The 17,756-nt window shown below is 54.6% G+C and carries 29 protein-coding genes and 1 tRNA gene; 18 read left to right on the top strand and 12 right to left on the bottom strand.

From position 1 onward, the window contains the following. Position 1: 1 nt before the first annotated feature. The 6 genes from C8R31_RS03115 to C8R31_RS03090 form a co-directional block, all read right to left on the bottom strand. Complete coding sequence (locus C8R31_RS03115; RefSeq protein WP_107692579.1) at positions 2-211, bottom strand: hypothetical protein; 210 nt, start codon at positions 209-211, stop codon at positions 2-4. After that, positions 201-449, bottom strand: a complete 249-nt coding sequence (locus C8R31_RS03110; RefSeq protein WP_146164539.1) for a hypothetical protein — start codon at positions 447-449, stop codon at positions 201-203. The genes C8R31_RS03115 and C8R31_RS03110 overlap by 11 nt, the downstream gene beginning before the upstream one ends. Positions 450-710: 261 nt before the next feature. Continuing rightward, positions 711-3,062: a VapE domain-containing protein gene (locus C8R31_RS03105; protein ID WP_107692577.1), complete on the bottom strand. Its 2,352-nt coding sequence runs from the start codon at positions 3,060-3,062 to the stop codon at positions 711-713. A 158-nt stretch (positions 3,063-3,220) separates the two neighbouring features. After that, on the bottom strand, positions 3,221-3,721 hold the full coding sequence (locus C8R31_RS03100; protein ID WP_107692576.1) for a phage regulatory CII family protein: 501 nt from the start codon (positions 3,719-3,721) through the stop codon (positions 3,221-3,223). A gap of 69 nt (positions 3,722-3,790) precedes the next feature. Continuing rightward, complete coding sequence (locus C8R31_RS03095; protein WP_107692575.1) at positions 3,791-4,114, bottom strand: hypothetical protein; 324 nt, start codon at positions 4,112-4,114, stop codon at positions 3,791-3,793. 27 nt (positions 4,115-4,141) lie between these two features. Continuing rightward, positions 4,142-4,423, bottom strand: a complete 282-nt coding sequence (locus C8R31_RS03090; RefSeq protein ID WP_107692574.1) for a YdaS family helix-turn-helix protein — start codon at positions 4,421-4,423, stop codon at positions 4,142-4,144. On the opposite strand from C8R31_RS03090, the gene C8R31_RS03085 reads away from it, so the two are divergent. Genes C8R31_RS03085 through C8R31_RS03070 form a run of 4 tightly spaced genes read left to right on the top strand, consistent with a single transcriptional unit; the run spans position 4,422 to position 6,652 of the window. Beyond that, positions 4,422-4,976, top strand: coding sequence for a helix-turn-helix domain-containing protein (locus C8R31_RS03085; RefSeq protein ID WP_107692573.1), 555 nt, complete (start codon positions 4,422-4,424; stop codon positions 4,974-4,976). The genes C8R31_RS03090 and C8R31_RS03085 overlap by 2 nt on opposite strands. Then, a complete protein-coding gene (locus C8R31_RS03080; RefSeq protein WP_107692572.1) occupies positions 4,973-5,215 on the top strand; it encodes a hypothetical protein in 243 nt (80 codons plus the stop codon). The genes C8R31_RS03085 and C8R31_RS03080 overlap by 4 nt, the downstream gene beginning before the upstream one ends. Positions 5,216-5,269: 54 nt before the next feature. Further along, positions 5,270-5,944: a PEP-CTERM sorting domain-containing protein gene (locus C8R31_RS03075; RefSeq protein WP_107692571.1), complete on the top strand. Its 675-nt coding sequence runs from the start codon at positions 5,270-5,272 to the stop codon at positions 5,942-5,944. A 9-nt stretch (positions 5,945-5,953) separates the two neighbouring features. Further along, positions 5,954-6,652 carry an SOS response-associated peptidase gene (locus tag C8R31_RS03070; RefSeq protein WP_107692570.1) on the top strand — a complete coding sequence of 233 codons (699 nt, stop codon included), beginning with the start codon at positions 5,954-5,956 and terminating at the stop codon, positions 6,650-6,652. A gap of 20 nt (positions 6,653-6,672) precedes the next feature. On the opposite strand, the gene C8R31_RS03065 is transcribed toward C8R31_RS03070, so the two are convergent. After that, entirely contained in the window at positions 6,673-7,092 is a 420-nt protein-coding gene (locus C8R31_RS03065; protein WP_107692569.1) for a type II toxin-antitoxin system HicB family antitoxin, read from the bottom strand. 9 nt (positions 7,093-7,101) lie between these two features. After that, positions 7,102-7,266 carry a type II toxin-antitoxin system HicA family toxin gene (locus tag C8R31_RS03060; RefSeq protein ID WP_258192508.1) on the bottom strand — a complete coding sequence of 55 codons (165 nt, stop codon included), beginning with the start codon at positions 7,264-7,266 and terminating at the stop codon, positions 7,102-7,104. 193 nt (positions 7,267-7,459) lie between these two features. Between C8R31_RS03060 and C8R31_RS03055 the strand changes: the two genes are divergently transcribed. The 14 genes from C8R31_RS03055 to C8R31_RS02995 all read left to right on the top strand — a co-directional run bounded on the left by C8R31_RS03055 (position 7,460) and on the right by C8R31_RS02995 (position 13,764). Beyond that, entirely contained in the window at positions 7,460-7,711 is a 252-nt protein-coding gene (locus tag C8R31_RS03055) for a hypothetical protein (protein ID WP_107692568.1), read from the top strand. Between the two features lie 304 nt (positions 7,712-8,015). Further along, positions 8,016-8,282, top strand: a complete 267-nt coding sequence (locus C8R31_RS15790; protein ID WP_146164538.1) for a hypothetical protein — start codon at positions 8,016-8,018, stop codon at positions 8,280-8,282. Between the two features lie 189 nt (positions 8,283-8,471). Then, positions 8,472-8,672: a hypothetical protein gene (locus tag C8R31_RS03045; RefSeq protein ID WP_107692566.1), complete on the top strand. Its 201-nt coding sequence runs from the start codon at positions 8,472-8,474 to the stop codon at positions 8,670-8,672. 36 nt (positions 8,673-8,708) lie between these two features. Beyond that, positions 8,709-9,137: a hypothetical protein gene (locus tag C8R31_RS03040; protein WP_107692565.1), complete on the top strand. Its 429-nt coding sequence runs from the start codon at positions 8,709-8,711 to the stop codon at positions 9,135-9,137. Next, entirely contained in the window at positions 9,134-9,706 is a 573-nt protein-coding gene (locus C8R31_RS03035; protein WP_107692564.1) for a deoxynucleotide monophosphate kinase, read from the top strand. Before C8R31_RS03040 ends, C8R31_RS03035 begins: the two co-directional genes overlap by 4 nt. Continuing rightward, complete coding sequence (locus C8R31_RS03030) at positions 9,703-9,981, top strand: hypothetical protein (protein WP_107692563.1); 279 nt, start codon at positions 9,703-9,705, stop codon at positions 9,979-9,981. Before C8R31_RS03035 ends, C8R31_RS03030 begins: the two co-directional genes overlap by 4 nt. 126 nt (positions 9,982-10,107) lie before the next feature. After that, positions 10,108-10,743, top strand: a complete 636-nt coding sequence (locus C8R31_RS03025; protein WP_107692562.1) for an HNH endonuclease signature motif containing protein — start codon at positions 10,108-10,110, stop codon at positions 10,741-10,743. After that, positions 10,727-11,020: a hypothetical protein gene (locus C8R31_RS03020; protein WP_181320367.1), complete on the top strand. Its 294-nt coding sequence runs from the start codon at positions 10,727-10,729 to the stop codon at positions 11,018-11,020. The genes C8R31_RS03025 and C8R31_RS03020 overlap by 17 nt, the downstream gene beginning before the upstream one ends. Next, positions 11,017-11,283: a hypothetical protein gene (locus tag C8R31_RS03015; RefSeq protein WP_107692561.1), complete on the top strand. Its 267-nt coding sequence runs from the start codon at positions 11,017-11,019 to the stop codon at positions 11,281-11,283. Before C8R31_RS03020 ends, C8R31_RS03015 begins: the two co-directional genes overlap by 4 nt. Further along, positions 11,280-11,708, top strand: coding sequence for a hypothetical protein (locus C8R31_RS03010; protein ID WP_107692560.1), 429 nt, complete (start codon positions 11,280-11,282; stop codon positions 11,706-11,708). The genes C8R31_RS03015 and C8R31_RS03010 overlap by 4 nt, the downstream gene beginning before the upstream one ends. After that, positions 11,705-12,301, top strand: a complete 597-nt coding sequence (locus C8R31_RS03005; protein WP_107692559.1) for a hypothetical protein — start codon at positions 11,705-11,707, stop codon at positions 12,299-12,301. The genes C8R31_RS03010 and C8R31_RS03005 overlap by 4 nt, the downstream gene beginning before the upstream one ends. After that, complete coding sequence (locus C8R31_RS15785; protein ID WP_146164537.1) at positions 12,298-12,492, top strand: hypothetical protein; 195 nt, start codon at positions 12,298-12,300, stop codon at positions 12,490-12,492. Before C8R31_RS03005 ends, C8R31_RS15785 begins: the two co-directional genes overlap by 4 nt. Beyond that, positions 12,476-12,679 (top strand): DUF4224 domain-containing protein, encoded by a 204-nt coding sequence (locus C8R31_RS03000; protein ID WP_107692558.1) that lies wholly within the window; start codon positions 12,476-12,478, stop codon positions 12,677-12,679. The genes C8R31_RS15785 and C8R31_RS03000 overlap by 17 nt, the downstream gene beginning before the upstream one ends. After that, positions 12,679-13,764: a tyrosine-type recombinase/integrase gene (locus C8R31_RS02995; RefSeq protein WP_258192507.1), complete on the top strand. Its 1,086-nt coding sequence runs from the start codon at positions 12,679-12,681 to the stop codon at positions 13,762-13,764. The genes C8R31_RS03000 and C8R31_RS02995 overlap by 1 nt, the downstream gene beginning before the upstream one ends. A gap of 84 nt (positions 13,765-13,848) precedes the next feature. Here the strand turns inward: C8R31_RS02995 and C8R31_RS02990 are convergent. The 4 genes from C8R31_RS02990 to C8R31_RS02980 all read right to left on the bottom strand — a co-directional run bounded on the left by C8R31_RS02990 (position 13,849) and on the right by C8R31_RS02980 (position 17,565). Beyond that, positions 13,849-13,924: transfer RNA gene (locus C8R31_RS02990), tRNA-Asn, on the bottom strand. 331 nt (positions 13,925-14,255) lie between these two features. Continuing rightward, entirely contained in the window at positions 14,256-14,417 is a 162-nt protein-coding gene (locus C8R31_RS15955) for a hypothetical protein (RefSeq protein WP_181320365.1), read from the bottom strand. A 783-nt stretch (positions 14,418-15,200) separates the two neighbouring features. Further along, complete coding sequence (locus C8R31_RS15780; protein WP_146164536.1) at positions 15,201-15,428, bottom strand: hypothetical protein; 228 nt, start codon at positions 15,426-15,428, stop codon at positions 15,201-15,203. A gap of 718 nt (positions 15,429-16,146) precedes the next feature. After that, positions 16,147-17,565, bottom strand: coding sequence for a homospermidine synthase (locus C8R31_RS02980; protein ID WP_107692556.1), 1,419 nt, complete (start codon positions 17,563-17,565; stop codon positions 16,147-16,149). Positions 17,566-17,756: the final 191 nt, after the last annotated feature.

Below are 17,756 nucleotides of genomic sequence, written 5' to 3'. Positions count from 1 at the left end.
GCTATCTCCTCTCCTGGTACCACTTGCACCGATGCCCGATGTGCGGCACCCCTGCCTGCTTGTCGTTGCGCTGCTCAGTACAGATTGATCGGCCCAGAATCCTTTCATGCTTGGTGCACAGCTTGCAGCCCAGGCGATCCAACTGCAGGCGTTCAAGAGTTTCCGCTGGATCGCGGTAATAAGACGCAGGCAGCGCATGGCTATCTTCCATTGCGCCTCCCCTGCTTTTCCGGTTCTTCCTCCGGCACCTCGATCACCATTTGGGAAAGGGTCAGGGTGGTTTCGGGGGATGGCGGTGTTTGCCTACCGATAGACCGCCCATTCTCGCTGGCATAGTTGAGCGTCACGCCGGGCCCGAACACGTCCCTGAACTCATCTGCAATGCCCACACACTCTGGGAATGCCGCCCTCACCTGCTCTGCCGTTACCGGCTGGGTTTCCTGAGTCAAAGTTCCATACCTCCTGAAGGTGTGGATAAGGTATGGAAGCCTGAAACCCGCGTCTTTGTTGACTCTTCCATACCTCCATACCTTCCATACTGAAAATGATGTGTATATGCACATGCGTGCGCGCGTGCGCGCGTGTGTGTGTACGTGTGTGTGCGCAAGGGAAAATGGTGTGGAAGGTATGGAGGTATGGAACAAGCCCTATCCACGCGGCTTTCAGGGTTCCATACCTGCTCCATACCTTCCATACCTCTGCGCGAACCTTTAGAACGGAATGCCATCGGGCCCTCCCGTTCCTTGTGCATTTCCAGCCGTCGACGGTGCCTCATTTCTTGGGGGAGGCTTGTACCAGTGCCGGATAATGTGTGTTCGTTTTTCAATCTTCGTGCAGCCGAGCTGCCGCAAGGCGCTGCCGATCCGCGTCTGCACGTCGCGGGTTAGCTTCGATGCATCCAGCTTCAGGCAATCCAATGCCGCATCGGCCAGGGTGAATTCCTTGTATTGCTCATCGACCCAGTTATGCAGCATGTCGATGTAGGCATCCGCCACGGTGCGCTTGAATTGCTCGGGGTCGAATATCGCGCGTTGCTCATCGCCTGTGGGCCAATAGCGCTCGCCAGCGATGAACAATGAATAGGCTTCAGCAAAGAGCTGGTCCCGAACCTCAGCCAGTCCTGCGTGATCGACTTCGATCTCGCACTTGATTGGCCAGAAGCGGCGGCCGCCCGTTGGGTCCTTGTTCCATTCCCAGTCGTTGGTGGTCCCGCCGAAACATAATTGCCGTGGGCTGCGGATTTCTCTGCGACCGTAAACCGGGCGGAACTCATCGATCTGGCGCGAAAGGAAAGACTTCTGCCGGGTTGCTTCCGACTTGGCCAGCGAGCCTAGCTCCGCGAATTCGTACAGCCATTTCCCGCGAATCGCGGACATGCTGTCCTTGTTGTTCAGGTCCAGATCAGTGTCGCCAAACCATTCACCACCCAATACTCTCAACGCCGTTGATTTCAACCTGCCCTGCTCACCTTCGAGCACCAGGCAGTAGTCGAACTTCACGCCCGGCTTCATCGCCCTGGCCACCATGCCCAACAGAAACCAGCGGGCAACGCGTGTTGAGTAGTCTGTCTTGGCGATGCCAAGGTAATCGCACAGCCACTCATCGATGCGTGATGTGCCGTCCCATTTCAGGGCAGTGAGGTAGTCTTGAACCGGGTTGAAGCTGTTCGATTTCGCGATTGCTTCCGCGGCGGAGGCAGTGAGCGCGGCGGATGGTGCAAAACAGTACTTGCGTGTCATCCACATCGCGGTCTGCATATCGTCCTGCTCATCCCACTCCCCAACCGTTCCGTCAGCGTAGGGCGGCGGCTTGAGTTTCACGACCTGGTAAGCGAAGGCGTTATAGGCCAGCACGCCAGTCCAGTTCGGGTCATTGAGCAAGATGTCATAGACGTTCGCCAGGCACGCGACGAGCTCGCCCTTTTTCCAGAGCAGGTTATTGGTGAATTCTTCCCGATCCTTGCCGGAAGGCTCTTGTCGCGTGGATTTACTTTTTGACGGCTCGGCGGCAGGCTTGCGCGTCTTGCGCATGAAGTCTTTCAGTTCCTCCGCCTTCATGCCGTCTGCAACCGCGTCGGCGATATCCCAGCCGTTCGGCTTCTTACCCGGGGCGGGAATATCGATGAGGCGAAATCTTGTTTTAGCGTCCGCCTCTATCAGCTTCGCGCCGATCTCCAGCATTGCACGCATGCCCGGCTGCTTGTTCTCTGGCAGAAAAGGCTTCTTGAGTGGGTCAACTCCGAGCGCCTTTTCATCCTTCGATAGCTTTTCGCGCTGCGCATCGCAATCCGCCCAGGCGAAAATGTCGCGGCCGTAAAGCGGAGACCAGTCCGCCTTGTCTATCGCCTTGCTGCCGCCTGGCCAGCTGACAATCACGAGCTCGGGGAGCAGCTCCACCGCGGCGTCCGCGCACTTCTCCCCTTCCACCAGCAACACAGGCAGATTGGGATTAGCGGCCAGACGGTCCAGCCCATACAAGGGGCGAGGCTCAGGGAATGACAGCCAGCGCCACTCGCGCTGCTTGGTCTCCTCATGCTCGCAGTAACAGACCGGCAGGGTTTCCTTGCCTCCATCGGAGGTTTCGAACCGATACACAAAACCGTTGATCGCCTTGTTGGCGTCGAGATAGGTCCAAATCTTCTGGGGTTTTCCACGCGCGTAATGCGCTGCAGGCCCAGGGCCAGCGTCGGCAGGCGCTGGCAGTATCGGTTTCCAGGGTGTTTTTACAACCTTGAGGTCCGGCTTTTTTGGCTCGGGCTTATCCTTTGGGACATCGATGCCGCAAATGTCCGCGACCTCGCGCGCTGCAACGTCCTGTTTAAGTCCGTGAAGATAGGCATACAGGCTGACCAAATCTCCGCCCTTGTCACCGGTGGCGAAGTCAGACCACAAGCCAGTGTCGAGATTGATCTTGAATGAACCCGCCTTGCCGTCGCCCCTGAGCGGGTTCACCACAGAGTATTCCCGCCCTTCGACCTTCCCGCCGGGGAGCCATTGCCGTAACAAGGAGTCCGCGCGTGATAAGGCGGCGTCGGCAATGTATTTGAAGTCGATGCGGGACATTTACCTTTTCCGGGATCCCGCTTCGCGTGAAAGCAGTGCCTTTGCGCGCTCAAACCAGAGTTTGGCAACGGCTTTCTTGTCTGTACGTTGTGGAATTGCATGAGCCAGCGCATAGAGCTGGCGGAGACGGGAATCGCTGATTACCCGGATACGGCCCATCAATCGATCCTCGGCGCTTGGCGGCGCTCATGAAGCTGTTTTTCCAGTTCCAGTAAACCCTGGACGGCCCGGCGGATCGTCAGCTCGATCTGTTCCTGCTCTTGGGGCGATATCCAATTGTCAGAAAGCGCGGTTGCGATCGTCCCGGCAACTTGCCCCTCATCAGCAACCACGTTACAGATCATCCTCAAGAGTTCACCACCTGCGGCTGGCCGTTCGGCGGGTAGCTTCACTGCTACGTACCCGTGGCGCCAACAGAAAGCCTGGATCGGTAGCTCGGCCGCATCCCCCTTCCCCACCTCTTGCAAGCTTTCGATAACCTCGGAAACTTCCTCGAACTGCGTGTGATGCGTATCGACACCAGGGCGGAGTTTGTTGTAAAGCACCGCAGCTGATGGCTGAGCCATTCTTCGAGCAAGCGCCTCTACGCCACCAGGATATGTGCGCGCTGCCTTATAGAGGGCGTCGTGCTGATTGATGTCTGAATAGCGATAGGTCACGTGTTAAAACCCTTCACCGATTAACGTTTTTTTTAAGCGCCGACGGGCGCATGATTCCATCATGCGATCTCATTCTTTTCCGTCCTGTGCCTCGTTCAACAGCCATTCAAAGAATTGGAGGACTTCTGGCGCATCTTTCAGCATCACAACCATCTTCATGAGGATTTCATTCAGATTGCCTCTATCGAACCGACTGGGCGTTTGTGACAATTTGATAACGCGCTTCCGATCCCGGTCTATGAGGCGGCGCAGGTACTCTGCGTACGAAATGCCTAGCCGGTCCGAATATTCTTCGCTCCACTGAAGCAAGTCCCATGAGATGTAGAACTGCTTCGGAATGTCATTCATCTCGCGCCGCACTGGCGCCCCGCTGGTTTTTTTAGGGCCTGTCATGAATCCCGCTTCTGCTTGTTATTGTTGTTATATGCATTCCCGCAGGTTTTCGGGCAAGCCATCATGAGGATGGGGATAAAGATCGGGTCGAAGCTTGTGCGGGGTGATCGTCCAATCGGTGATCGCCGCAATCGCAATACAGTGCTCTGCGGGGGGCATGGGAGTTTTACTAATGTTCAACCATGCCCATACATGGGCCTGCGAAACCTTAACGGTGCGCCCTTGGCGGTAATGCCAGTCGCAAATCGCCTTTGCCAACGCAACTTGGCCGCCGACATGAGTTACTGTTTGTTGTAGAGGAGAGATCATGAGCACACATTACCATCATCATTGTATAGGAGTCAACCATCATCATTGTTTTACACCTAACAATTATGGTTGTACGCTTTCACCGATGACCCTTGCTGAACGACTACTGCAGGCGCGCACGTTCGCGAAGCTGCGCCAGGACGAGTTGGCGAAACAATCAGGAGTTTCGCAACAGGCAATCTCACGCCTAGAAACAGGCGTACAGAAGTCGTCAACTGATATCGTTCAGTTGGCTGTTGCGTGCGGTGTTCGCCCTGAATGGCTAGCGATGGAACAAGGGGAAATGGTCAAGGTAACTGAATATGATCGATGGACCGAAAGAGTCATACACGACATGCAGTGCATGAAGGAAGAAGAGAAGCGCTACCTTGTGATAACGGCTGAGGCGCTGGTGAAAGACAAACAACGCCCGTATGACGGTCCGCAACGCCGGGAGAAAAATGACAATCCGAACCCCGAGCGGCGGTGGGGTGAGATCTATTACGAGGGTGCAACGGATTACGAATACGACTCGACTGACCGGATTGAACGCAAGCGTAGGGAGGAGCAATGAAGCCGCCGTTCGTCCTGGCGAAGGACACGATATCCCATGATACCGTCGAGGCCCTGCAGACCCTCCTGGACGAAGCGAAGAAGGGCAATCTCATCGGGATCGCGTTCGCCGCGATGTACACGAAGCCAAAGCGACGCTTTGTTACCGAAGCAGCTGGGGAAGCAGATCGCAATCCCACGTTTGCTATCAGCACTGTTGTCGTGCTTCTCTATAAGCTTTTACTCAGGGTAAATAGGTAAGAGATCAATCGTCACCCCGTGCCGATTCCAATAAAAACAAAAAAGGAGATACAGATGAAATCGGTAGGAAAGACGATCGCGGGTGGACTTGTCGCTGTGGCTTTGGTAACGGGAGCAGGCAGCGCCAAAGCGGTTACGTGGGAAATATTAGGAAAACTGTCGGTTGAATATACACTTCAAACTCCCCAGGAATTGCTGAGCCTTGAGGGCACTCCGTTCTCCGCGTATCTCACTTATGATGAAAACGCCCTGCCCACCTCGACGCTATCACCCGAGTTTACCAATTACGCCAATCAAGGGAGCTTTGTGGTCAACACAGTCCTGGGTTCTGCAACTGGGGCGCTCGACAACCTGCAAACATTTATCTCAACGGGAACGCCGGGACAGGGAAGCAACTTTAATGGCGGCGCTACCCACGTCGGTTTAACTGGGGCGATATCTACGCTGGGTTTGATCCCTCGGGGATTTGGTTTCCAATTTCAGGAAGTGCCTTGGCACCTTAACGTCGGCTTGACCAGTTTTGCATTGCCTAGTGAGCTCAACCTTCAGGACTTTGGCGGTTTTAATATTTTGGGCCTTGTTTTTTCATCCCCAGCGGGAAACCCTTTAGATACGCGACTATTAGGAGTGATGGACAGCGTTTCAGCCATCCCGGAACCGCAAACCTACATGATGATGTTGGCAGGGGTCGCCCTGTTAGGTTGGCGGGCTCGTAATCTCGCAGGATAATGTTGCCCCATGTGCGGACGCATTGCACAGTCTGAGTCGCGGCAGTATTACGCTCGCCGACTCCTCCCCGACCTTCTTGAGCGAGAATGGGCTGGTGGCGACACCATTCCTCAGTACAACCTGAGCCCCGGCCGGCCTGCCCTGCTGCTCCACATGCTCGATGGAAAGCTTCACTCTGATTACGTCACGTGGGGATACAGAACGCCGAATGAGGCCGCAGCGAAGCGCAAGCCGTGGATCAATGCGCGGATAGAGAAGGCGCTTACCGGCCGTTATTTCCGGCATATGTTCAGGCAAGGCCGGGTGATTGTGCCTGGTGGCGGCTGGTTTGAATGGACGTTCGAGGACGGCAAGAAACAGCCCTGGTACATCTCCCGTAAAACAAACGAACCGATCTTCATGGCCGGGCTGACGAATTTCCAGCTGTACGCTCAGCAAGAGGTTGAGGTCGGCCTTGTTATTGTTACTGAGGATTCCGAACGCGGTATGGTGGACATACACGACCGCCGGCCTGTTGTCTTAGAGTCGCAGGATGCATTGCGCTGGATGGATCCGGAAACGCCAGTTGAGGAAGCGGCACATATAGCTCAGAGCCGGTCGTTGGCTACAGAAGAATTCCAATGGTGGCGCGTGACTCGCGGCGTGAACCGTCCCGATCCGGCTAATAACGAGCCCGCTCTGCTGGATCCGATAGAGTCTACTGGATAACTCACTGGTAACTTACTCTACTACTTAATAGCGGCTTCGAGGGCTACCCTCGCCGCATCCAGCCCCGCCTTGGCCAGGAAAGAGGAGCGGTTTTCGCCTGCCCTCTTTGCACCCTCATCTATTACGCGAAGCACACGCTTTGGAACCGTAATATTCACGCGTTCGACGTTGTCATCCAGTTGGGACAAATCAACACTCACCATTGCCCACACCCAGCCGTCGAATTCGGGATTTTTCCGATGCTCGTCAATAGGCAGCGGCTTGGGAAAGGCCAAGCCTTGATCCAGATATGACTCTAGGTGCAACATGACGGCCTCATGGGCGTTTGTGATTGCATCATCGATTGAATCCCCTGATGAGAAGCAGCCAGGCAAATCGGGCACCACCACGCCGTAGCAATGCTCCTCATCTCCTAATTCAATCGCTATTGGATAGCGCATTCAACCTCCTTATTTCAATCCTGCTTGTTTCAGTATCGCGTTGACCAGTCCCGGTCCAAGTTGTTTTTTAGGATGCGGCACTGTCACCGTAACAGGCCAGCCTTCCTTTCTCATCTGATGATGGCTGCCTTTGATACGGTCAACCTCGAATCCGTTTTCTCTCAAAAGCCTCATTATCGTTTTGCTGTCCATGGTGTGTATTATACACACTCTTATAAAACAGTCAAGTAATTGTTTGCTCTATTCCCTCTGCTAGGCGCCGTTGCTTTACGTTGCTATAACACCTTGGTATAGAGCACCGCAAAAAAAGGGAATCTCCACGTGATAAGATTTGATTTCCACATTAACAAATCACAAAGGCATTCCCATGGAAACGTTGCAGGATGCAACCGTCAAAATATGCGAACTTAAAGGAGAAAATCTCGCTCTCTTTTCATTGCTGGCTTGTTTGGTAAAAGCCTTGCCCCCACACGTGCAGCAATCCTTGCCAGATTCATTCGAGCGAGAAGTAGAAAGCGCCCGAGTGGTGTGCATGAATTCAGCTGTTTCAGAACATGTTTCCGTTGGCTTGGAGAGCATGGCAGACGCGATTCATTCCTTGTTATCCAGCCGTCGTTAAGTGACGCCTTGTAATACTCTTCCGGTTTAGCTCCCATCTAATCTCCTGCCTCAGTCATTCAAGAACCCGCTTCGGCGGGTTTTTTGTTGCCCATCGTTACCGCAACCATCAGCGGCTCCGTTCGTCGTGGCAAAAATACAATGATAGTTGTTGACACAAATACAATGATAGTTGTATTCTGCCGTCCATCGCCCAACCATAAGTCGTGAGCGTAGGTGAAGCGGGAAGGAGTGCCAGATGACAGAGACCCGTGTGTGCAACAAATGTCAGCAGGACAAGCCGATCGAGGAATTCAAACTTAATCGTGGTTGGCGGATGCACCGCTGCAGCAAATGCTTCCTCTCCCACCAAAGAGAGAAATGGCGAAAAAGGTATCGGCAGAACGAGGAATTCAGGAAAAAAGTTAAGCGCGCTTCTGTCGCATGGAGAGCAAGCAGGCTCAAGACAGACGATGAGTTTCGGCGACGTATCAATCATCAAGCAGCAGCGTTGGAAAGAAGGCGAAAAACCAACGATGCATACAGGCGCCGGGTTAACGAAAGAGCAGCAGAGCGAAACAGAATCAGATTAAAGACGGACGATGAGTACAGGACACGCAGAAATCAAGCGAACGCTAAGAGGATTCGGGCCAGCGTAAAAAACTTGGATGAGCGATATATCTACAAGGTATTGGGTGGAACGAGGGCAAACCCGTACCCAGCCGAGATTATAGAAGCAAAGCGGCTTCAACTGAGAATCAAACGGTTACTTGAGGACAGACATGAAAAACATAACTGAATTGCGAGCTCAACTTTCTACTTTGTTTGCCGACCTGAAATCCGGTTCGATCGACGTAAAGATCGCCTCGGAGATGAATAACACCGCCGGAAAGATCATCAATTCACTGAAGGTAGAGCTTGATTATGCAGCACAAAGAAAAGAAGAGCCGTCAATTGAGTTCCTGAAACAGAGCAACCAATAGCCGCGTACGAACGCAGAGTCAACCACGGAGATACCCATGCAATTAGAAGTAGCCAAAGAAAAGGGACATACCACTGAACAGGAATTGAGGTTTATTGATGAGCTTGGAAGCCACGCGGATACCAAGCTCTCAAGAAAAAATCTGTTGAGGTTATACATCAGCGCCGCCTCGAAGCGGACCCACTGGGGCAGTCTGGATCGGTTCGCCGTGGTTTCTCACGCACAGCAATTACTCGCACCGGCCGCTCACTCGTTTACCGAAACGCCTCCCTCCCCCACGTCGGCTGCGCATGCAGAGATAAACATCGCGCGCGAGGAAAACCCCGAGCCCGCTGCGCAGGCCGCGGAACCGGTTGCGCAACCGGAGGAAACCCATATCGAGGCGGCGGTTCCCGCCGCGCCCAGGAAACGAGGCCGGCCGAGAAAGCAGGCCGTCCTAACCCCGGCGGCCGAGGTGGTTGAATGAGAGTGATCGGACTGACCGGCCCTGCCCACTGCGGCAAGGACACCGTGGCCACGTTCCTCTGTGACACCCAGGGCTTTGTGCAGGTTGCCTTCGCGGATCCAATGCGAGCCGGGCTCAAGGCGATCTTCCCGATGCTGACGGACGAGCATTTCACTGACCCAGTGCTCAAGGAAACCGTCATCCCCGAAATTGGCAGATCCCCCCGCGAACTCCTGCAAACCATAGGTACGGAGTGGGGACGAAAGCTCATCAATCCGGATCTGTGGGTCTACCTCGCCTCCCGCATCATCGACCAGCTCCGGCGGAGCTCGCCCAGCTATCACATCAACGGCATCGTCATCAGCGATATCCGCCTCGAAAACGAGGCCTCCTACGTACGCGACATGGGCGAGCTGTGGCACATATACCGCCCGGGCAGCTACTCGAACCTCACAGACGGGGCCAAAGCACATAGCAGCGAGAACGGCATCCAGACTTCCCCACACGATCGGATCATCGTCAACGGTGGCTCGATCGAGGATCTGTACGAATCCATTAACCGCGTCATCTCGAACGAGGAACAATCATGACAATACCCCGCAACCCCAAGCTCATAGACCCTAACGACTCCGGCACCGGCATCGCGATCATCGGGATCGTGGCTTTGTTCGCAGTCCTGTCATGGATGGACGCCCGCGACAATCCTGACGCTAAGCTCATCAGCTGCCCTCGCCCCGGGCCCGGCCAGCAACTCATCGGCCGCGGCCATATGGAAGTGGATGGTGAACGCGGCGAGCTGCAGTGCACCTATTCCACGGCGCCGGTATATGGCTCTGGCGTCACCGTCGCAAGCACCAGGCTTTAGCCAGGCAGCAGTCCCGCCCAGCAGAAGGTGGCGGGTTAGAAATAACGTCTCCCGTGGTAGGTGCCCTCCTAACTGTAGTTAAACCACCCGCCCCGGCCGGATGCCGGGACTAACAACTTACTAGCCATGCGAAAACGACAATTATGGACGGACGTCGAGAAAGAGTTGCTGAAGCAGCTCTACCCGAGCACCCCAACCGATGAGTTGGCAAGAAAACTCGACCGGCCGCTCCGCTCGGTCTATGAGCAAGCCCGGCTCCTCAATGTTCACAAGAGCGCCGAGTTCAGATCCCGCCCGGAAGCTGTCGCCCCTATGGGGGACAAAGGTGCGGCCTACCGGTTCAGCCCCAACCACACGCCCTGGAACAAGGGTATGAAGGGGCTGCAGCTCAGCCGTATGGATACCCGCTTCAAGCACGGCCAGCTCCCCCACAACACCGTGCCAGTGGGCACGGAGCTCATGTCATCCGATGGATACCTGAGACTCAAGGTAGGACATCCGAATGAATGGATTTTCGTACACCGCAAGAATTGGGAGGAAGCGCACGGCCCCATACCCAAGGGCATGTGCGTTCTTTTTAAAGACGGTAACCGCGAAAACTGTGCCGTCGAAAACCTGCAGTTGCTAACGCGTAAAGAGCTGATGCTGCGCAACTCAGTGCTTCAGTACCCGCCCGAGCTCGTCGAGGTCATCCGGATGCGTCAGGGCTTTATAAAACGTCTCAATCACATGGAGAAAAAACGCAATGAAAAGTCGGAATGATTACACGATAGACACGGTTCGCGATCGCCTCGCCCAAACTCTGGATGGCCTGCTCGACAAAAAGAACCCGCTGGAGATCGACCGCGCCCGGGCAGTGGGTGATATCGCCCAGGTGCTGATCAACTCGGTCAAGGTCGAAGTGGACCATATGCGGGTCACTGGGACCAGCGGATCGGGATTCATCCCGGATAGGCGCCCTGACGTACCCGGGCTCCCCAACGGCACCCATAGCCCGGCACGGGGTGTGCTGGTGCATAAGATGGACGACAGAAAATGACATTAGGGGAAGCGAAGGGCGGTAGAGAGGCCTTCGAGGAGTGGGCGGATGGGATGGGAATTTGGAAGTCTGAAAGAGACATGTACTGGCTCTCTTGGCAAGCCCGTCAACCCGAGATTGAAAACCTGTGCGCTAGGCTTGGCGCCCTTGGGGTTAGCAACACAAAATGGAAACAACTTCACGCCGACATCACAAAGCAGTTTCTGGAAGCCCAGAAAGAGATTGCCAAGCTCAAGGCCGCACTGGATAAGGTGAAATCATGAGCAAAGAAGATATGGACGATTACAACGAACCAGCAATGGAACTGTCCTGGCAAAGTCTTAAACCGCAGCTTGATCCGAAGGATTGGACCGCTGGAGAAGCATTCACTTACAGGGGGTTCTTTGCTTGGGGGTGGGAGGCTAGAAGGCAATATGGCGCGCCAACGCCAGAGTTCGCGCCGGTTGCCTTTGTTTCTTACGAGAGCCACAACGGCCACACAGTTCGCAAGGCTGTTCTGTGTTCGGAGGGACTTGAACTTCCCAATGGGACTTTGCTTTATACGGGAACCTCCGCCCCGCCGTCCGAACTGGTGAATGTAATTCGCGCTGTTTATCTCGATATACAGACAACGATGTATCGGCTTAGCTCTAAAACTGAGGAAGAAGTTAACCGCCTATTCGCCGAACTGGATAAGGTAAAACCATGAAAGAGCGCGGAATCATTTTCTCGGGTCCGATGGTTCGAGCCCTGCTCGACGGTAGCAAGACGCAGACGTGGCGGGCAATGAAGAATCCGGCATCCGTTCTAGGCTTCCGCCTGTGGCTGGGGCGTCAGTGGGAGAGGGTGGACCGCAAGGGGCATGTGCTGGACATGATTAATTGCCCCTACGGTCAACCCGGCGACCGGCTATGGGTGAAGGAGACGTGGGCGGCAAGGCCAGATCAGGATTATCTTCCACCGTCCCAATGTGACGACACCGGGTTGTGGTGGAAAGCGTCCCTGAACGGTACCGAAACAGGCTACGCTACTTGCCATGGTAAATGGCGTCCGTCAATTTTCATGCCCCGTTGGGCTTCCCGCATCCTGCTTGAGATCACTGCCGTTCGCGTCGAGCGCTTGCACGAAATCAGCGAAGAAGATGCTTGGGCTGAAGGTTGCTTAGGATCTGACGGTGACGTAACCGGCGGAGAGTCAGGCTATACGGAATATGCCGGGCTATGGGAAACCATCAACGGCGCGGGATCGTGGGATAAGAATCCGTGGGTGTGGGTGCTTGAGTTCAAAAGGATCGAGCCGTGACTGAACCCATCGACTGGCGCCAGGTCGTCCTGACTATCAAGCGTAAACATAGATGGCCGCGCAAAGTTATCGCGGCCAAGGTCTGCGCAGCCGAAAGCACACTCCACGATTGGCAGGCTGGAAAAAGTGAACCGCGCTACTCACAGGGCGTGGCATTGCTGAGGTTGGCAGGACATGTTCCTCACCCCTGAAGAGATCGCCACGCTGACCGGACGCAAGCTCAAGGGCGCTCAGGTCGCCCAGCTGCGCACGATGGGCATTCCCTTCTACGTGAACGCCGTTGGGAGGCCGGTTGTGGTGCGATCGGCGCTTGAATCAAAGCAGCAGGAGAAGCAGCCAAAGCCGCGCTGGCAACCCAAAGTCTTGCGGAGCGCATAATGAACAGTCAGAATAGATCGATGGGACGCCGACCAACAGTTAATCTAAATCTCCCCAAGGGTATGAGGGCTCGCGTTCAAAAATCTGGACGAGTCTTCTATTACCTGGATACCGGAGCGAAGCCGCGCAAGGAACTACCCCTTGGCCCTGACTACACCGAAGCCGTGCGCCAATGGGCAGAGTTGACGGTTACCGCCACGGCACCCGCCGTCACCTTTCGCCAAGTGGCAGAGCGCTACCAGCGCGAAGTCATCCCGACCAAGGCGCCCCGCACCCAAAAAGACAATCTCACCGAGCTCCAAAACCTCTACAAGTTCTTCGACGACCCACCATGCAACCTCGACGAGATCGAGCCGCTCCACGTCCGCCAGTATCTGGACTGGCGAGGAGCCACGGCCAAGGTGAGGGCTAACCGGGAGAAGGCGCTCCTATCACATATCTGGAATTACGCCCGCGAGCGGGGCCTCACCGCCTTAGCGAACCCCTGTAAGGGTGTGAAGGGATACAAGGAACCGGGGCGTGACGTCTACATCAACGATGACGTATTCAGTGCGGTGAAGGCTTGCGCCAGTCAAGCCGTGCGGGATGCGATGGATCTCGCTTACCTCACGGGGCAGCGTCCGGCGGACACGCTCAAGATGCGCGAGACGGATATCCGCGATGGCACCCTGGCTGTGAAGCAGGGCAAGGGCGGGAAGAAATTGCGTTTGATGTTAACGAAAGATGGTGTGCCCAACGCGTTGGGGCGACTGATTGAGACCTTCCTGGAAAGGAAACGCGGAGGCAGTGTACGCAACCTGGCGCTGATCATCTCGAAAGGTGGGTATGCGTTAACCACATCGGGCCTGGACAATGGCTTCGAGCGTGCAAGAATCAAGGCGGCGGCAGCCGCTGATCAGGGCGGCCAAGCCGATCTTGCGGAAAGGATTAGGGGATTTCAGTTCCGGGATCTGCGTGCGAAGGCAGGAACGGAGAAAGCAGACAGCGACGGACTGGTGGAAGCAAAACGCCAGTTAGGTCATTCTTCCGTCAAAATGACCGAGCATTACGTTAGGCTCGGGCAGATTGTTACCCCAACCAAATAACATATTCTGAGGATATTTGCGGAGCGGAACCGCTTTTGCGGAGCGGAATATTACTGCCAAATCGCCTGAAACCCTTATGGCTATTGGCTCCCCGACCAGGGCTCGAACCTGGGACCTGCGGATTAACAGTCCGTCGCTCTACCGACTGAGCTATCGGGGAATTGGAGAGGTGCATATACTAATAGCTTGAGGCAAGCTGGTCAATGCGTGTAGGCGAAGTATTCCGCGAATGGGCGAGTTATGGCCCCAATAACGATGGGTCCAGGTGACGAATTGCATCGACGGACGGAGCGTTCCTTTTCCCCTTCGCAGCGAGTCGCGGTAATTATATTCGTGATTGGTTTTGCCCTGCCATGCGGACGTCCAGCCTCGTGTAGCAGAGTAACCGGGTGAATGACGGCCCTATATGAAACGGACGGACTGGAGCGCCGGCGCGCAGCTGTAGCTGCGATGGCCATGCAACGCGCCGGCGATTTTTCTGACTTGGGTTTTTAATACCGTTTCTCGGGAACAACGATTACTTTTTCAGTGTTGCCGGAATCGCCTTTCGGACCGGGGGGGCCTTGAGGGCCAGGCTCTTTTGAACCGATCGATATGCAGCCGGTGAGTGCGGTAACCGCGACCGCTACTGCGAACAATTTTATATTTTTCATCGTGTTTTCCTTTCTTTCGTTTATAAAAGTTATAAAAGGCTACCACGACCAAAGCATAACCAGAAACTGTAGCTGTAACTGTTCGTTGCCGCACATTTTGTCGGTCGGCGAACGTACCGCGACTTGGAAAATCGCTCCGATCCCATGAATGACCACCCTGCATTGACCCGCACGGGATTGGTTTTACCCACACGCCGTGGAAAATTTCTTAAAGTTTTCCTATCAAATTTCTCTTGACATTCCCATAGTAATCCACACTTGGAATTTCATTAGAACAATGATCAGGGCAGCCCGGCAGGACCGGCGTAGAGCAGAATATGATTTACAAGAGGTTGAAATTTAAAGGTATTTTACATAGATGAAAAAACAGCCAAACGAGAAAATATTGTTACAGGGACGTGACTTAGCCTCCGTGTCCATAGCTTATCAACAAACTTATCCACAGGAATTGTGGACAATGAGACGCTCAGACTGTAACTTAACAGGAAAAGCTCATGGATTGGATAAACCAGCAGCTTGAGTTGGTACAAAACCGCCCAACAAAAAGTTTGCGAGCTGTCTAAATACCGGCACAAATGCCCTTGTTGAAACCGCGACCGTCGAAGGAAATTAACGCGGATGGTTACTTAATCGGGTTTACATGCATGACCCTATAGACCGGTACCGGGATCGAGTCCCGGATTTTGCCGAGCCTTCCGGGTGATTCATCGATATATGCGACAGCTCGCGCCGGCGGAAGGGCTGCGAACGGTTTATTATCCTTAGGCGCTACTGTATGTTCGATTACGGTTTATCCGCCAGGGGGTTTTCGTATTCCTCCAAACGCAGCGCAGCTTCTACAATTTTTTTGGCCTCATCCACCGTTTTCGCCTGCGACAGAACCACGCCGGGGTTGGGATAGCTGTGCCAAAATGAGAAACCGGCCGATGTAATCCAGAGCAGGCCGCGCACGTGTTGATTGACGAAGACCTCTTGATGATGTTCATCAACTATCTTCCACTCGATTTCCATTTTTTGCACTCCTTGATTATTAAGTATCTTATCAACCTCTACCGCGCTCTGGGCCGGAGAGATTTCGCATAGCCGGGGTCGATCCGGGACATACGAGTATACGAATGACCGCGCCGGGGTCAACCCCGTCATCCATCCCGCGAAGACGGTTCTCAAAATTATATACGTTGTTTATCTCTCAGCAATGGGAGAACGTTTTTCGCAGGCAATCAAGGTCTCCGGTTAGATCGCAGCCGAGTGCGTGAATCTCATACTTGTGGATCAATTCGGGAGTCGAAAGGACCATTAAATTTTAGATTAATAGACCGACATTTCTATTGACATTTGCCATTAATCCACATCCGTTTCGAGCTGCGCCGTAACGCCAGCCAGCAGTTAAAATAGCGTCGAGAAAAAAACTTTTAATCAGAGGCAATAAAATATGTATTTGAAATTAAAACCTTTTTTCATAAAGTATAAAAAATAGCCATGCAAGAAAATAGTGTTACAAAAAGATGACTTACCTACCCCGTCCATAGGTTACCCACAAACTTATCCACAGGAATTGTGGACAAATGGCCGTGCGCGGTTTTACTCAAAAACTCGTCCCTATCAGGGCGATATATTCAATCGGAAGCCCAACAATATAGCGAGCGTTAACGGACTGAATCGCAACTCCGCCCAAATGCCTGCACGGCGGGCTTTTTGCCCAAAATCCGGGTGCGCGCCCACCCGGACATCATGTCACCCGGATATTCTTGAATTGCCATGGATCGCTGCTATCCACCTCTTCAGCGAAGGGCCACCCCCTTTCACGCAGCGGTGTCCAGTCGCTGTATACCCCCACAACCTCTCCCAGATATGGTCTCGCGATCTCGAGTATGAGCTGATGGTCAACTTCGTCTGGCTCCACCACTCCCGCCTGAGGGTTCAAAAGCGCCCACACCATGCCTGCCAGTACCCCGGCTCCTACCTGCAGGCTGGTGGCATTGTTATATGGCGCAAGCTGCCTGGCTTGCTGGATCGACAGGCGCGACCCGTACCAGTAAGCGCACTTCGCATGCCCCATCAGCAGTACGCCCAGCTCATCGATACCGCTTACGATCTCGTCCCGGATCACCCGTTCTTTTGCCTGCGCACGCCAGTTCCTGCCGGCAAATTCGTCGACGGAAAGCACGGCGTCAGGGCAAGGATGATACGCGTAGTGTACCGTGGGGCGGTAGACTACTTTTTTGTCGTCTCTCAAGGTCAGATAATCAGCCACCGAAATGGACTCGCCATGCGTGATCAGAAACCCATGATAGGGCCCGCCAAGCGGGACCCAGCTGCGCACACGCGTAGCGGCGCCAGGGCGGTTGAGATAGATGGCCGAATCACATCCAAATTCGTGCCGACCGCCCTCCTCTGGCCAATGGCGCTCATGCGTGCCCCAGCCCAGCTCCGCAGGCTGTAATCCCTCTCCGGCAAAACCGAATACTGACCAGGTGTTGACAAACTCATCCGGCTGTTTGTGTCGGCTGCTGACCTGGGTATCCTGCTCGGCGATATGAATGACTTTGATGTCCAGGGCTCGCGCAAGCTCGGCCCAATCGGTGCGGCTCGCGGGCGCGCTTACGGTCGCGCCTGTATCCGTGGCGATATTGAGGAGCGCCTGTTTGACGAAGGCAGAGGCCAGGCCCGGATTGGCGCCGTGGGATAGCACAGCGGTAGGACCTCCGCCGGTTCGCCGCCTGAAGGCAAGCGCGTGTTCCCGTAAGGCGTAGTTGGAACGTAACGACGGAGTCAGCGACATATCGGTATAGCCTCCCAGCCACGGCTCAATGCACGTGTCCAGGTACAGCGAACCACGCCGAAAGCATAACTCGATTAACGCAAGGCTTGAGACATCCACCGATAGATTGAGAAGAAAATCGCCCTTGTGCAGGCAAGGCTCAAGCACTTCGAGATAATTTTCTTCAGTGAGCGCTTGGGGAGTGAATGACACCCCGAACTCCTGCGCGACCTCCCCGCCGTTTTCGCCCGCCGAAATAATCCGAATCTGCTCCGGACGCAAATCAAGATGCCGAAACAATAAGGGAAGCACGGCCTGGCCAATGCTGCCGAAACCCACCATCACCAGGTTGCCCGGCAAATGCGCGAAGCGGTTATATGTCTTCATCCTTTTTTCTCCCGTGGTTCCCGCGCGTGAGGAGGGGTCGGTCCCCGAGCCTCTCAATGATTCTCCCTATAGTCTCCCTATAGAATAGACACAGCGCTACACAGCGCTACACAGCGCTACACGCTCTCCGACACTGCCGGCGCTGCGCGCCTTGCCGTATTTATCCGTACTGCCGGAAGGGAACTGTACAC

It is taken from the genome of Nitrosospira sp. Nsp2 (assembly GCF_003050965.1).
Classification (GTDB): Bacteria; Pseudomonadota; Gammaproteobacteria; order Burkholderiales; family Nitrosomonadaceae; genus Nitrosospira.
Note: the sequence above shows the minus strand (reverse complement) of the source record. Positions and strands in the feature narration are given on the sequence as shown.

What these genes read in the sequence shown, in the direction of transcription:
- C8R31_RS03025 (WP_107692562.1), top strand. Translation starts at nt 10,108, where the DNA reads ATGCGAAAACGACAATTATGGACGGACGTCGAGAAAGAGTTGCTGAAG.
- C8R31_RS03065 (WP_107692569.1), bottom strand. Translation starts at nt 7,092, where the DNA reads ATGCGCTATCCAATAGCGATTGAATTAGGAGATGAGGAGCATTGCTAC.
- C8R31_RS03085 (WP_107692573.1), top strand. Translation starts at nt 4,422, where the DNA reads ATGAGCACACATTACCATCATCATTGTATAGGAGTCAACCATCATCAT.
- C8R31_RS03010 (WP_107692560.1), top strand. Translation starts at nt 11,280, where the DNA reads ATGAGCAAAGAAGATATGGACGATTACAACGAACCAGCAATGGAACTG.
- C8R31_RS03095 (WP_107692575.1), bottom strand. Translation starts at nt 4,114, where the DNA reads ATGACAGGCCCTAAAAAAACCAGCGGGGCGCCAGTGCGGCGCGAGATG.
- C8R31_RS03080 (WP_107692572.1), top strand. Translation starts at nt 4,973, where the DNA reads ATGAAGCCGCCGTTCGTCCTGGCGAAGGACACGATATCCCATGATACC.
- C8R31_RS15955 (WP_181320365.1), bottom strand. Translation starts at nt 14,417, where the DNA reads ATGAAAAATATAAAATTGTTCGCAGTAGCGGTCGCGGTTACCGCACTC.
- C8R31_RS03060 (WP_258192508.1), bottom strand. Translation starts at nt 7,266, where the DNA reads ATGAGGCTTTTGAGAGAAAACGGATTCGAGGTTGACCGTATCAAAGGC.
- C8R31_RS03075 (WP_107692571.1), top strand. Translation starts at nt 5,270, where the DNA reads ATGAAATCGGTAGGAAAGACGATCGCGGGTGGACTTGTCGCTGTGGCT.
- C8R31_RS03020 (WP_181320367.1), top strand. Translation starts at nt 10,727, where the DNA reads ATGAAAAGTCGGAATGATTACACGATAGACACGGTTCGCGATCGCCTC.
- C8R31_RS15780 (WP_146164536.1), bottom strand. Translation starts at nt 15,428, where the DNA reads ATGGAAATCGAGTGGAAGATAGTTGATGAACATCATCAAGAGGTCTTC.
- C8R31_RS03115 (WP_107692579.1), bottom strand. Translation starts at nt 211, where the DNA reads ATGGAAGATAGCCATGCGCTGCCTGCGTCTTATTACCGCGATCCAGCG.
- C8R31_RS03015 (WP_107692561.1), top strand. Translation starts at nt 11,017, where the DNA reads ATGACATTAGGGGAAGCGAAGGGCGGTAGAGAGGCCTTCGAGGAGTGG.
- C8R31_RS03055 (WP_107692568.1), top strand. Translation starts at nt 7,460, where the DNA reads ATGGAAACGTTGCAGGATGCAACCGTCAAAATATGCGAACTTAAAGGA.
- C8R31_RS03105 (WP_107692577.1), bottom strand. Translation starts at nt 3,062, where the DNA reads ATGTCCCGCATCGACTTCAAATACATTGCCGACGCCGCCTTATCACGC.
- C8R31_RS02980 (WP_107692556.1), bottom strand. Translation starts at nt 17,565, where the DNA reads ATGAAGACATATAACCGCTTCGCGCATTTGCCGGGCAACCTGGTGATG.
- C8R31_RS03045 (WP_107692566.1), top strand. Translation starts at nt 8,472, where the DNA reads ATGAAAAACATAACTGAATTGCGAGCTCAACTTTCTACTTTGTTTGCC.
- C8R31_RS03000 (WP_107692558.1), top strand. Translation starts at nt 12,476, where the DNA reads ATGTTCCTCACCCCTGAAGAGATCGCCACGCTGACCGGACGCAAGCTC.
- C8R31_RS03005 (WP_107692559.1), top strand. Translation starts at nt 11,705, where the DNA reads ATGAAAGAGCGCGGAATCATTTTCTCGGGTCCGATGGTTCGAGCCCTG.
- C8R31_RS03090 (WP_107692574.1), bottom strand. Translation starts at nt 4,423, where the DNA reads ATGATCTCTCCTCTACAACAAACAGTAACTCATGTCGGCGGCCAAGTT.
- C8R31_RS02995 (WP_258192507.1), top strand. Translation starts at nt 12,679, where the DNA reads ATGAACAGTCAGAATAGATCGATGGGACGCCGACCAACAGTTAATCTA.
- C8R31_RS03035 (WP_107692564.1), top strand. Translation starts at nt 9,134, where the DNA reads ATGAGAGTGATCGGACTGACCGGCCCTGCCCACTGCGGCAAGGACACC.
- C8R31_RS03030 (WP_107692563.1), top strand. Translation starts at nt 9,703, where the DNA reads ATGACAATACCCCGCAACCCCAAGCTCATAGACCCTAACGACTCCGGC.
- C8R31_RS03070 (WP_107692570.1), top strand. Translation starts at nt 5,954, where the DNA reads ATGTGCGGACGCATTGCACAGTCTGAGTCGCGGCAGTATTACGCTCGC.
- C8R31_RS03040 (WP_107692565.1), top strand. Translation starts at nt 8,709, where the DNA reads ATGCAATTAGAAGTAGCCAAAGAAAAGGGACATACCACTGAACAGGAA.